A 14225-nucleotide genomic window follows, 5' to 3' on the forward strand; every position below is an offset into this window, starting at 1 on the left:
TTTGTCGTGGTTCCCCATTGGTTTTGTCCTATATATATACTGGAAAGGAAAGAGACTGAGTCGGAAACGAGTCAAAAAAGGTGTGGCTGAGCAAAAATTTGATTGGGTTCAAGTGGAAACGAGTCAAAAAAGGTGTGGCTGGGCAAAAATTTGATTGGGTTCAAGTGGAAACGAGTCAAAAAAGGGAACCCGGGTAAAAATTTGATTGGATTCAAGCAGAAACGAGTCAAAAAAGTGAGCCCGAGTAAAAATTTGATTGGATTCAAGCAGAAACGAGTCAAAAAAGTGAGCCCGAGTAAAAATTTGGTTAGATACAAGCAGAAACGAGTCAAAAAAGGGAACCCGGGCAAAAATTTGATTGGATTCAAGCAGAAACGAGTCAAAAAAGTGAACCCGGGTAAAAATTTGATTGGATTCAAGTGGAAACGAGTCAAAAAAAGGGAACCCGGGTAAGAATTTGATTGGATTCAAGCAGAAACGAGTCAAAAAAGGGAACCCGGGTAAGAATTTGATTGGATTCAAGCAGAAACGAGTCAAAAAAGAGATCCCGGGTCAAAAATTTGGTTGGATTCAAGTTGCCTCACTCAGTCCCTTTCATCAGTTGTTTCGTTTTCGTATTTATCTCTGAGCTTTAATGCTTTGTCGATCAAAGTACTGCCAATTTCATTTTTAAATTGAGTGTAGACGGGGTCAAGGACTTTTTTCCAACTGATTTTCTCTTCATTGGTTAGTTCATGAATGTCGATTGAACTCACTTTTTTTATTTCTTCGAGTTGATTTTCATTCATTTGCGCAGCTTGTTTGCGATTCCATTGCGTGACTTCAGCCATAGCTTCAGTTAAGATTCGCTTTGTTTCTCTTGATTGCTTATTCCAAACATTTTCATTCATTAAGACGGCATAACCGAGATAGCCATGATTACTTATTGTCATATACTTTTGTAAGTTAAAAAACTTTTTAGAATAAATATTAGAGATGGTGTTCTCTTCGCCGTCTACTTTCCCACTGTCTAATAAGTCATATGTAGAATTAAAAGATTCTTTCACTGAATTGGCGTTCAATGTAAGAAATTGTGATGAGAGGACATCACTTTGCATGATTCTGAATGTTTGTCCAGCTATATCTTTCGGATAAATAATTGGACCATCATTTGATGTGAATTGTTTAAATCCATTACTCCAATGAGCTAAGCCGATGAGTCCATCCCCCTTAACACTAGATAATAATGTTTGCCCGATAAACCCATCTAATCCTTCGTTAATGGCTTCATAGGAAGGGAAGATAAACGGCAAATCGAGTACGCCCCATGCAGGGTTTAACATGCCAAGTTTAGATGTTGAGGGGGCAATAATATCAACATTTCCTTCTTGAACAGCACGTATTTCTTCTATATCAGAGTAGAGAGAGCCGTTAGAGAAGACGACAATTTTAATATTTCCATCCGATTTTTCCGCAACAATCTCAGCAAATTTATCAGCGGCCATTCCCTTTGGTGTATTATTGGAGACAACATGACTAAAAGTTAAAACGATTTGATCGTTGAGCCCTTCTTGTTCATCATCATAAGGAAGGTCTTCTGAAAGTATATATTGTTTGAAACTAAAAAAAAGCGTAAGCGTTATAATAATGGTTAATAGTATGATGCTATATTTACTTTTCATCACCTTCACCTCATACTAAATAGTATCTTTATTTTCAGATTAAAGGTCAAGTCTAGATGGCAATGAAAGGAAGATTTGTTTGAAGGAAATACCTATTCGTTGGAAAATAACATTGCTATCATACGGGGTTGTTATCTTTTTACTGCTAATTTGTGGGCTTGTTGTTATCGCAAATATGCAACAGCAAGAAGAACTAGACTTAAGAGGCGAATCAATGAGTACAGCTAGGACTGTAGCAGAATTTGCAGATATAAAAGATGGTCTTGAGGAAGATGAGGGTTGGGAGATAATTAACCCCATCGTGGAAGAAATAAGGGTCATAAATAATACGGATTATATTGTAGTCATGAATATGGATAGGGTCCGTTTTTCACACCCAGTTAAAAGTATGATAGGTAATGTGTCAACTGGTAGTGATGAAGATCCTGCATTTGCAGAACATATTTATTTTTCTAAAGCCAAGGGAGAAGATGGTACATATTTAAGAGCGTTTATTCCAGTATTAAAAGATGAACAACTAAACCAAATAGGTGTGGTGATGGTTGGTAATAAAATCCCAACCTTCAAGGAAATCGTCTCTGGCTTTTCTAAAGAGATCCTATTGATCGTTTTCCTAACTCTTATTGTGGGGTTTATTGCCTCATATATATTAGCCAATCATATTAAGAAGCAAATGTTTGATTTAGAACCGTTTGAAATTAAACGTATGTTTGAAGAGAGAACAGCGACCTTTCATTCCATCAATGAAGGGGTAATTGCAATTGATTATCATGAGAAGATTACAATTTTTAATGAAAAAGCCAAAAAGATATTTAATGTGAGCGGAGAAGTAACGGGGTTATCGATTCGTTCCGTTTTAGAAGATACCCGTTTACCAGAAATCGTTGAGAGAAATGAACCAGTTTATAATGAACAAATTATGGTGAGTGGAAAAAGCATCTTGAGTACGAGAATTCCTATTAATAAAGATGGTCAATTAATTGGCGCTGTGGCTATTTTCCAAGATAGGACAGAGGTAGCAAAATTAGCAGAGGAACTGACTGGTGTAAGGAGTTTTGTTGAGGCACTGCGTGTGCAAAATCATGAGCATATGAATAAATTGCATACAATTGCTGGGCTTATCCAATTAGGAAAGCCAGAAAAGGCCTTTCAACTTGCATTTGCTGCTTCAGAAGAACAAGAAAGTATTTCTTTATTTCTTCATGAAGTGATCAAGGACGATGCGGTAGCTGGACTTCTTATTAGCAAAATCAGAAGAGGGAAGGAACTAGATATTATCGTGACAGTTGATACTAATAGTAATTTGGATCACTTTCCTCCTCATTTAGATCATCATGATTTTGTTTTATTATTAGGTAATTTGGTTGAGAATGCTTTCGGTGCCTTTGAACAACTAGATAGAGAAGAAAAAATAATTGATATTAGTATCGAACAAGATGATCACATTTGTTCCATTCTAGTAGAAGATAATGGGATAGGTATAGAAGAATCTAATTTAGAAAAAATTTTTACAAAAGGTTTCACAAAAGGAAAAGAAAATGGGACTGGTTACGGATTATATTTAGTCAAACAAATTGTGGATAAAGGGGAAGGGCAAATAACTGTCACTTCTAATGTAAATGAAGGTACTTCTTTTCTAATTACCTTTGGGGAGGTCTAACTAATGAATGATATTCAAGTACTATTAATTGAAGATGATCCAATGGTTCAAGAAGTTAATAAAGGGTTTATTTCTAAGGTAAAGGGATTTCATGTGAAAGCCATTGCCAATAACGGAGAAGAAGGCATTAGGCTAGCTAAAGATTTATTACCAGATTTAATATTACTTGATGTGTTTATGCCGAAAAAAGATGGATTAAAAGTTATATATGAATTAAGGAAACAAAAACTCAATGCAGAAGTGATCGTGATCTCGGCAGCAAAAGATAAGGATACGATTAAAATCATGCTACAAAATGGGGCAATCGATTATATAATGAAGCCGTTTAAATTTGATAGAATGGAGCAGGCACTTGAGAAGTTTCGGCAATATCGTGACAGTTTAAAAAATGAAGGAACAATGTCACAAGAGCAACTTGACCAATTGCTTTATACAGAACAAGTAACGAAAATAGAGGCAGATTTGCCTAAGGGCCTGAATGAATTTACATTGAAAGAGGTCATTACTTATTTAAAAGTTCAACAACAACCGCAAGCAGCTGGAGAAGTGGCTAGCGGTATTGGGATTGCAAGGGTGACAGCTCGGAGATATCTTGATTATTTAGAGAAAAAAGGGGTAATTGTACTTGATATACAATATGGTGGAGTGGGGAGGCCTGTGAATCGGTATATGATTAAAGCATAGTGATGAGAAGAGAGAATAATAATCATGAACTAAAAGAACTGTTGAGGCTATTCAACGGTTCTTTTTAGTTCATTTGCCCCTATAGTAAAACTACTACTTTCCATGCATTGACGATGAAAGGGAGAAAATTTACGATAGATTATATACTTTAATTAAAGTATATAATCTATCTCCATATGATCAAAGAGGAGGAAATGTTAAATGAAAGAGATTATCTCATTAGAAGACATAAAACATTTTGATTCAAGATCAGAACAATTCCAACCGTTAGAATGGTACAAATCGATGCTTGAAAGTGGGTCTATTCGTTATAATGAGAATTCAGACACTTGGAATGCATTCAAGTATGATGTCGTAAAGACCGTTTTAAGCGACTATGAACATTTCTCCAGTGAAGGAGACCGTACAACGATTTCAGTAAAGTTTAGTGAAGATGATAAGCAAATGAATAGTAAAGTAAACTTCTTGAAAATGGATCCTCCGAATAACAGAAAAGGAAGATCTCTATTAGCATCAGCATTTACACCAAGAAGTTTAGAAAATTGGAAACCGCGAATAAATCAAATTGCTGAAAACTTAATTATACAAATAGAAAAGGGTAAAACGGAAGATATCGTAGCGGCATTAGCTAATCCAATGCCTGCAATGGTGATGTCAGACTTATTAGGGATTCCGAAGCCCGATGTGATTAAATTTAAGAAATGGGTCGATATATTATTTCTACCATATGATAAGAGCAAAAAGGATGTAATCGACAACCAAAAAAATCAGGCAATTAAAGAGTTCTTTACTTATTTACAACCAGTCATCATTGAAAAGCGCCAGCAGTTACAAGATGATATCATTTCTGATCTCATTAGGGCTGAAGTAGATGGGGAAAGACTAACAGACTTTGAAATTATTGAAATGACAATGGCTATTTTAGGTGCAGGTGTAGAAACAACGAGTCATATGATCTCAACAAGTTTTTATGCCCTTTTATATGATGACAAAGAGTTATTTTCAGAATTAAAAGCTCACCCTGAATATATCGATTGGACAGTCGAAGAGATGTTGCGATATCGTTTCCATATGAGTCGAAGAGATCGCACGGTGAAGAAGGATAATAATCTTTTAGGGGTAGACTTGAAAAAGGGCGATGTCGTTGTTGCCTGGATGAGTGCGGCTAATATGGATGAGGAAATGTTTGAAGAGCCATTTCAATTAAATATTCATAGGAAGAATAATAAGAAACATCTTACATTCGGAAATGGACCACATTTTTGTTTAGGTGCACCATTAGCAAGACTTGAGCTAAAGCTTATTTTGGAAAACTTAGTTAAGCATTTTACAAAAATCGAATCTGTCGAGTCATTTGAATTAGAATCCAACTTAACAGATTCTGCGACCGGTCAAACGTTAACCGCATTGCCCCTTAAACTTTATTAAATTTAAATATAATGATGCAGCTGAAATTAAACGAATGATTAGTTAGCGTAAATAAATGAATAGTTTTCTTGGAAAAAACGAACAAATTCTAATGAATATGTTCGTTTTTTTTATTATAAGTCTATCGATTTTACCGCTAATCAACGAGCGCATCCTTATTATTTGAAACCATAATGAAAGAATCAGATGCGTTTACTTCCCAGTATAAGTTAAGATAGCTATATACGTTTTTGGAGGTGAACGGGTGAATGATCAGAATATATATTTTAGGTATGTTAGCACATTCAGTAGACTATCCTTATAATATCCGTAAAAAACTATTGAATGCACAGCCTTTCATAAAGATTAGTGAGGGGAAGTTCTATTATGATTTTGAAGCATTGCATAAGAAGAATTGGATAGAACCTGTACAAAAGCTACAAGAAGGAAGTCGTCCAGAAAAAACACTTTATCGAATAACAAGTGAGGGGCGTCGTCATCTAGTAGAAGAGCTCTATCTTTGTTTTCAAAAGTATACGGAAGTGGCAGATTTGTATATTGCCATTCATTTCTTAAATTATATTAATAAATCAGAAGCCGCTTCTATTTTGAAACAAACCATTCTCAAAGAAAAAGAAAGATGGCATACATTAAAAACGAAAAAAGCAGAAAAGGAAAGACATGACACAGTCTCTGACTCAAGCCAATTAATTGCTGCTCACGCATTTGAAAAAGCAGAATTTAATATTAAATGGTTAGAGAGGGTACTAGAATTCTTAAAATAATTACTAGACAAAAGAGAGCTAAAATAAATTGAGGCTCTCTTTCGTCTCTTCTATTCCAAATGGGACCTTAAATTTCCCTTAGATGCTTAAAGTTTGAGTGATTAGGAATAACCTCGAAAGTACACTCTCCTCCTATAATGAATAGTATGATGTAACTTGATATTCCAATCGTTTTTCTTTCTCAACTAATAAGACCAAAATGAACAAAATGTTCACTATGACCATAAACTTCTTTTCATTTTCTGAAAACGCTATCATTCTAATTACAAAGAATAGTCAGATAGATAGTGGGACAGGAGATGATAAACATGGGATTTTTAAGAATTTTTAAGAACTTAACCGTTCAGGTGTTAACAGCGATTGCACTTGGTGTGTTAGTTGGTTTAATTTGGCCAGATATAGGTAAAGAATTAAAGCCTTTAGGAACGACTTTTATTAATGCCGTGAAGATGGTTATTGCCCCAATTATTTTCTTAACCATTGTATTAGGTATCGCAAAAATGGGAGATATGAAAAAAGTAGGTAAAGTTGGTGGGAAAGCTTTTATCTATTTTGAAGTGGTTACGACGCTTGCTCTAGTCATTGGGTTAATAGTTGTTAATATTGTTAAACCAGGTGACGGGTTAAATTTTAATGAGCTTGAACAAGGGGATGTATCTGAATATACAACCAATGCTGAGGAAGGCATTGATTGGATGGAATTCGTTACACATATCGTACCATCAAATATGGTGAACGCTTTTGCGGAGGGAGATATTCTTCAAGTTCTATTCTTCTCCATTCTATTTGGGGTTGCTCTTGCTTCTTTAGGTAAACGGGGAGAAGTTATTACTGATTTTCTTGACCGGTTATCCCATGTGTTTTTTAAGATCATTGGTTATGTAATGAAAGCTGCGCCAATTGGTGCATTTGGTGCAATGGCATATACAATTGGACATTTCGGTTTAGGTTCTTTAGCACCGCTCGCAAAGTTGATGATGAGTGTGTATATTACAATGTTCTTATTCATCTTTATCGTTTTAAACTTAATATGTAAATATTATGGCTTTAGTCTATTTAAATATTTACGATTTATTAAAGATGAGTTACTTATCGTATTAGGAACGAGTTCTTCGGAATCCGTTCTACCAAGAATGATGGATAAAATGGAAAGATTCGGCGCGTCCAAATCAGTCGTCGGTTTGGTCATTCCAACAGGATATTCCTTTAACCTTGATGGTACTTCAATCTATCTTTCTATGGCTACCGTATTCTTAGCTCAAGTATTTGGTGTCGATTTATCTATTGGACAACAAATAACGATTATCTTAATTCTTATGCTTACTTCTAAGGGAGCTGCTGGGGTAACGGGAAGTGGATTTATCGTACTAGCTTCGACATTAGCAGCCATTCAAGTAATCCCGTTAGAAGGTTTAGCCCTCTTACTCGGTGTTGACCGCTTTATGAGTGAAGGTCGTGCCATTACGAATATGATTGGTAACGGTATTGCGACAATCGCAGTTGCGAAAAGCGAGAAAGAATTTGATGAAGAAAAATATCAACATGCGATTTCAAATATGAAAGAGATCTCACATGAAGTGAATAAAGCAAGTTAACGGTTAAGCCCTCTCAAGATAAACTTGAGAGGGCTTTGTCTGTCAGTTGCTATTTGTGGTACGATAAATAAATCATTGATTAATAAGGTGGAGCGTATATGAAGTTAACAGTAAGACCGTCATACATAAAGAAGTATAAGGAAGGTTTTCCATTAATAAATGAACAATCTGTTGAACGAATTCCTCAAATGGATGAAGGTACGATTGTTGAGTTAGTGAATGAAAAAGGACAGTTTCTCTGTAAAGGTTATTATGGAATTCAAAATAAAGGCAGAGGCTGGGTATTAACGACAAACCAGCATGAACAAATAGATCAAGCTTTTTTTATGGAAAAGCTGAAGACAGCAGTAAATCATAGACAAAAACTATTTAACGATCCAGAAACGACTGCTTTTAGAATTTTTAATGGAGAAGGCGATGGTGTTGGAGGTGTTACAATAGATTATTATGATACGTATTATTGCATTAGTTGGTATAGTGAAGGGATCTATCAATTTAAACAGGAGATTATTACAGCATTAGAACAATGTTTGCCAGTGAAGGCTATTTATGAGAAGAAAAGGTTTAATCATAAAGGGCAGTATGTAGAAGATGACGATTTTGTTTGTGGTGAAAAGCCGACATTTCCTATTATCGTTAAAGAAAACGGGATAAACTATCCAATCTATCTTAATGATGGTGCAATGGTTGGGGTTTTCCTAGATCAAAGGGAAGTAAGGAAAAAAATAAGGGATCAATATGCCAATGGTAAAACGATCTTGAATACCTTCTCATACACGGGAGCCTTCTCGGCAGCAGCTGCATTAGGCGGTGCAGTGAAAACAACAAGTGTTGATTTGGCTAATCGAAGTAAAGCGAAGACAATCGAAATGTTTAGTGTAAATGGTATTGATTATGAAGAACAGGACATCATTGTTGAAGATGTATTCAAATACTTTAAATATGCAGTGAGAAAAAAGGTAACATTCGATCTTGTCATTTTAGACCCACCTAGTTTTGCTCGCTCAAAAAAACATACTTTTAGTGTGGCAAAAGATTATGCTTCTTTATTAGAAGAAGCCATCTCAATTACCAATCAAGGAGGGGTCATTGTCGCTTCATCTAATGCGAGTAATGTTTCAATGAAAAAATTTAAGACATTTGTGGCAAAAGCTTTCTCTTCAGCAAATGAGAAGTATAAAATCATTGAAGAATTTACTTTACCACATGATTTCAAAACGAATTCTTCCTACCAAGAAAGCAATTATCTTAAGGTGTTATTTATAAGAAAAAATACTTAATAAAAAGCTAAAGGATACAGTGAAGTGTCTCCTTTAGCTTTTTTTATTATTAAAGTTTTTAGAATTATTATTGTATTTTTAATATTTCGTTGTATACTTGTAATACAAGTGAAGGTTTTCATTGATTTTTTAAATATAATGATTGTCTCCACTATTGGATGGGGCCCTCCAAATGGTGTGATGATTTTTTATTTATGTTCAGAGACTGATAGATTGAAAGCTTTAAAGGGATTAAATAAAGGAGATTAGTAGCAAATGAAAATTGAACGGAAGAAGATATCGGCGCAAGTATTAGAGCAATTAAATGAAAAAATTAAAAGCAAAGAGTTTCCGCCCAATCAACCATTACCTTCTGAGAATGAATTGGCGAAATTATTTGGCGTAAGCCGCGCTCCAGTTAGGGAGGCACTCAGTGTCTTATCAGCAAGTGGCATCATTGAATCAAGGCAAGGTGGCAGAAGTTATGTGAAAGAATTACATCTTGTCGATATGATGGACCGTTTAACGTTGCAATATATTTCATTAGAAGAGGTTTTTGAGTTATTGGAATTAAGGATAATTATGGAAACAGAGGCCGCTGCTCTAGCTGCTAATCGTCGTGATTCTTCCGACTTAGAGAAAATCAAGAAAGCGTTAAAAGGGCTAGAGGAGACACTTACTAACCCTGATGAAGTGGGCCTTCAAGCCGATTTGGATTTTCATAAGTATATGATTGAAGCAACAAAGAATAGCTTTATGGTCGGGGTCATGGATAATATCGGTGACCTTTACCGTAAGGCTGTCGCTTTTTCATTAAAGAAGAACTTAGGATTACAACGAAAAAGGGAAAGCGTCTATCTTGAGCATGAAGCGATATATAAAGCGATAGAAAGTCAAGATGAAGAAAATGCAAGAAAAGCAATGAAGAGTCATTTGCAAAATGTAAGGAAGAAATTAAAAGAAGAAAAGTAAAGGAAGAAGGTGCCATCATGTTAACAGATGAGATGGTCGAACAATTTAAAAAAGCCATAAAATCACCAACGAGAATGTTAAAAGAAAAAGCAGATTTAGTCTCTTATTCATATGATGGGTCGTTCGGTGCTTATTTACCAGAATTAGTCATACAGCCAATGTCCACACAAGAAGTTGTATCTATAGTAAAGGTGGCCAATCAATATAAAGTCCCTTTGTACCCAAGAGGTCGAGGAACTAGTCTAAGTGGTGGGCCATTGCCTGTTCATGGTGGAGTGGTCCTGGACTTTTCTCAATGGAATCAAAAATTAGAAATAGATTGTGATGATACAATTGCTGTTGTCTCACCAGGAGTATTGACAGCTGAAATAGACAAAGCTGCGAAAAAATATGGGTTGATGTATCCCCCTGATCCAAGTAGTGCGCATGTGTCAACAATTGGTGGTAACTTAGCGGAAAATGCTGGTGGACCAAGAGGTTTAAAGTATGGGGTAACAAAAGATTATGTGTTGGGGTTAGAAGTCGTTACACCTGAGGGAGAAGTCATTAAAACAGGTGGTCGTACAATTAAAAATGTTACTGGTTATGATTTAACTAAGCTGATAGTCGGATCTGAAGGTACATTAGGTATTATTACCGAAGCAACCCTACAACTAGTCCCACGGCCACAAGCAACCGGTACGATGATGGTTATTTTCGATGATATTGTCGATGCAGGAAGAGCCATATCGAAAGTGCTCACTTCTGGAATATTACCATCTAAAATGGAGATTATGGATCAAGCTTCCATTGTAGCTGTTGAAGAATATGAATCAATCGGACTTCCGACCGATGTTGATGCTATTATCCTTATAGAATTAGATGGTCATCCAGTGGCAATTGCTGATGAGTGTAAACAGGTAGAACAAGTTTGCCTAATGGTAGGAGCACGGGAAGTTCAGATAGCAGCGAATGAGATAGCAGCAGAGAAACTCTGGAAAGCGAGAAAACTTGTCTCCCCAGCGATTGTAAGAAAAAAACCAACGAAAATTTCTGAAGATGCGACAATTCCAAGAAGTAAAATCCCAGAAATGTTTAAAAGACTAAAACAAATTAAAGAAAAATACAATATTGATCTAGTTGTATTCGGGCATGCAGGCGATGGTAATCTCCATCCCAATATTATTACTGATAAAAGGGATAAAGAAGAAATGAAGAGAGTCGAACTTGCTGTAGCTGAGATATTCGAAACAGCTATACAACTAGGTGGGACTTTATCAGGCGAACATGGCATTGGCACAATGAAGACACCGTTTATGAAAATGGAGCTAGGGGAGGCTGGATTAAATATGATGAAAAGAATGAAGATCGCATGGGATCCCAAAAATATCATGAATCCTGGTAAGGTTTTTCCTGAAAATGAAAATCAAAGGCTCGTATTAGTCGATGAATAATCAATTAGCTTATGAAGAAACATTTGATTGTGTCCAATGTGGTTACTGTCTTCCTGCCTGTCCAACATATACGACAATGGGAAAAGAAAGACATTCGCCAAGAGGAAGAATTAACTTAGTACAGATGGCTTCTGAAGGGAAAATCTCACTAAAAGAAATTGAAGATTCTATGGAACTATGCCTTGGCTGCCGCGCTTGTGAAACAGCTTGTCCTACTAATGTACAATATGGAAAAATTTTATCTTCATATAAAGAAGTAAGGATGCAGCAAGAAGGAAGTCCATTTTTTAATCAATTGGCTATGAAAAAAGGACTTTCTAATAAAGGAATGTTAAATACGATGAATCATTCTCTTAGGTTCTATCAACATTCTGGTATAGAAAAATTAGCTAAAGTAACGAAGGGAATACAGATCCTGCCTGAAAATTTACGTGCATTTGAAGCGATTTTACCTAACATCACAAAGCCCGATAAAGCACTTAGAAAAGGGACACTCATACCTCATAAAGAAACAAAAATGAAGGTCGCCTTTTTTACTGGCTGTATTATGGATGTGTTTTTTGCACGAATTAATGATTTAAGCATAAAGTTGCTTAAGCATGCCGGTTGTGAAGTAACAGTGATAAAAAATCAGACATGTTGTGGTGCTCTTCAGCATCATGAAGGAGATAGCGAAACGACGATACAATTAGCCAAAGAAAACATCCGTGCCTTTGAAAAAGATCACTATGATTATATTGTTAATAGTATTGGTGGTTGTGGCGCAATGTTAGTTGAATATGATCAGCTGCTACAGTTCGATCCAGATTGGTCTGAACGAGCAAAAGTATTTGCTGAAAAAAGCAAAGACATTAGTGTGATTTTAGCAGAGTTGGATATTCAGTTTACAAAAAAGGTCGAAAAAAAGATTACGTATCAACCGTCATGCCACTTAACAAATGTGCAAAAAGTGAAAAAATCACCGTTAGACCTTATTCAGCGTATTCCAGCCGCTACGTATATTCCTCTTCCAGAAATGGATATGTGTTGTGGGTCAGCGGGAACGTATAATATTTTCCATTATAAAGAGTCAATGGAAATCTTAGATGAAAAAATGGATTATGTAAAAGAAAGAGTACCAGAAGTGATTGTCACCTCTAATCCAGGTTGTCATCTACAAATGTGCATGGGTGTGAAGCGTGAAGGGTTAGAGATGAGCGTAGAAGTCGTTCATATTGTCGAAATATTAGCTGAAGCATGTGGTTTATAGAAATGATAGAAGGTGAAGAGAATGTATGATTATATAATCATTGGTGGGGGAATTGTTGGTTTATCTGTAGGGTTTGAACTACTAGAACGGAAACCATCGTTGAAAATTGCAATTGTTGAAAAAGAAAGCCATGTAGCGGCACATCAGACAGGGCATAATAGTGGTGTTATTCATTCTGGTATCTATTATAAGCCAGGTAGTGAGAAAGCGAGATTAGCTAAAATCGGCGGACAATCCATGAAGGATTTTTGTGAAAGTAATGATATCGAATATGATATTTGCGGTAAAGTAATTGTCGCTAGTGAAGAAGAAGAGTTGCCACTATTAGATAATCTATATAAAAGAGGGCGACAGAACGGACTTGATATTCATTTAATGGAAAAAGAAGAACTATTGGAAAGAGAACCACATGTAAATGGGAAAAGAGCCATTCATGTACCAATGGCAGGAATTGTTAACTATCGACAAGTGGCCGAAAAAATGGCGGATATCATTCGTTATAAAGGTGGAGATATTCTACTTAATCATGAAGTTGTGGCCATTCAAGAGGATAATAATGAAGTAGTTGTTATCACTGATCAAGGAGATATAAAAGGTCAATTTTATATCAACTGTGGTGGTCTACACTCCGATCGGATTGCGAAAAAAGCAAAATTATTAACTGATATGAAAATTGTTCCCTTCCGTGGTGAATACTATCAATTGGTTGAGGAAAAACGTCATTTAGTAAAGCATTTAATTTATCCTGTTCCCAATCCAAAATTCCCATTCCTTGGTGTTCATTTTACGAGAATGATTGGCGGTGCGATCGATGTCGGTCCAAATGCAGTATTAGGTTTCAAACGTGAAGGTTACCGAAAGACAGATATTTATTTACCGGATTTATTTGAGGTGTTAGCATATAAGGGATTTTGGAAACTAGCAAGTGGTTATATGAAGGAAGGGATTGAGGAAATGATTCGTTCAGCCTCTAAACAACTTTTCTTAAAGAATGTTCAAAAACTTATGCCAGAAATACAAGCAACACATTTAAAAACAGGACCGGCAGGAGTTAGAGCACAGGCCTTGAAGGATGATGGCTCATTAGTTGATGATTTTTACATATTGCCGAGCAAACGTGCCATTCATGTATTAAATGCACCCTCCCCTGCTGCAACGGCGTCTATTGATATTGGCAAGGAGATAGTAAGAAAACTAATATAAAAACTGAATTTTTGGTAAATAAACAAATTTTTTTAGGATTTAAGATGTTAGGACATAAGTATATTAGCTAATGAATCACCCGAATGATTAGGAGTATCTAACATCTAATCATTCGTTTTTTTTGTGTGATTTGAACCTTTATATGAAAAGAATAGTGAAATGGAGCGGAAGACACTCGAGTCCTGCGGGAAATAGAGGGAAAGCTGAGACCCCACAGGCAATGCCTTAGGTGGCTCAGCCCCTCCCCGCGGAAAGCGAGTGACTGTAGCGCAATGGAACGGACTTTTTTTGCAAATGATGTTTTAAGATCATCATTT

General features: G+C 36.0%; 11 protein-coding genes. 10 read left to right on the forward strand and 1 reads right to left on the reverse strand.

Annotated features, from left to right (window positions below):
- Positions 1-584: 584 nt before the first annotated feature.
- Positions 585-1661, reverse strand: a complete 1077-nt coding sequence (locus H9655_RS15680; RefSeq protein ID WP_191815719.1) for a DctP family TRAP transporter solute-binding subunit — start codon at positions 1659-1661, stop codon at positions 585-587.
- A 73-nt stretch (positions 1662-1734) separates the two neighbouring features.
- On the opposite strand from H9655_RS15680, the gene H9655_RS15685 reads away from it, so the two are divergent.
- From H9655_RS15685 to lhgO, 10 genes are all read left to right on the forward strand, one after another.
- Complete coding sequence (locus H9655_RS15685) at positions 1735-3321, forward strand: ATP-binding protein (protein WP_191815966.1); 1587 nt, start codon at positions 1735-1737, stop codon at positions 3319-3321.
- A gap of 3 nt (positions 3322-3324) precedes the next feature.
- Positions 3325-4005: a response regulator gene (locus H9655_RS15690; RefSeq protein WP_191815721.1), complete on the forward strand. Its 681-nt coding sequence runs from the start codon at positions 3325-3327 to the stop codon at positions 4003-4005.
- 201 nt (positions 4006-4206) lie between these two features.
- A complete protein-coding gene (locus H9655_RS15695) occupies positions 4207-5433 on the forward strand; it encodes a cytochrome P450 (protein WP_191815724.1) in 1227 nt (408 codons plus the stop codon).
- A gap of 248 nt (positions 5434-5681) precedes the next feature.
- Positions 5682-6197 (forward strand): PadR family transcriptional regulator, encoded by a 516-nt coding sequence (locus tag H9655_RS15700; RefSeq protein WP_191815726.1) that lies wholly within the window; start codon positions 5682-5684, stop codon positions 6195-6197.
- A gap of 308 nt (positions 6198-6505) precedes the next feature.
- Positions 6506-7792, forward strand: a complete 1287-nt coding sequence (gene dctP / locus H9655_RS15705) for a C4-dicarboxylate transporter DctP (protein ID WP_191815728.1) — start codon at positions 6506-6508, stop codon at positions 7790-7792.
- 98 nt (positions 7793-7890) lie between these two features.
- Positions 7891-9072, forward strand: a complete 1182-nt coding sequence (locus tag H9655_RS15710) for a class I SAM-dependent rRNA methyltransferase (RefSeq protein WP_191815730.1) — start codon at positions 7891-7893, stop codon at positions 9070-9072.
- Between the two features lie 255 nt (positions 9073-9327).
- Positions 9328-10023: a FadR/GntR family transcriptional regulator gene (locus tag H9655_RS15715; RefSeq protein ID WP_191815733.1), complete on the forward strand. Its 696-nt coding sequence runs from the start codon at positions 9328-9330 to the stop codon at positions 10021-10023.
- A gap of 17 nt (positions 10024-10040) precedes the next feature.
- A complete protein-coding gene (locus tag H9655_RS15720; RefSeq protein WP_191815735.1) occupies positions 10041-11456 on the forward strand; it encodes an FAD-binding oxidoreductase in 1416 nt (471 codons plus the stop codon).
- Positions 11449-12705, forward strand: coding sequence for a (Fe-S)-binding protein (locus H9655_RS15725; RefSeq protein WP_191815737.1), 1257 nt, complete (start codon positions 11449-11451; stop codon positions 12703-12705). Before H9655_RS15720 ends, H9655_RS15725 begins: the two co-directional genes overlap by 8 nt.
- 21 nt (positions 12706-12726) lie before the next feature.
- Complete coding sequence (lhgO, locus tag H9655_RS15730; protein WP_191815739.1) at positions 12727-13908, forward strand: L-2-hydroxyglutarate oxidase; 1182 nt, start codon at positions 12727-12729, stop codon at positions 13906-13908.
- Positions 13909-14225: the final 317 nt, after the last annotated feature.

The sequence above is a fragment of the Cytobacillus stercorigallinarum genome, assembly GCF_014836495.1.
Classification (GTDB): domain Bacteria; phylum Bacillota; class Bacilli; order Bacillales; family Cytobacillaceae; genus Cytobacillus; species Cytobacillus stercorigallinarum.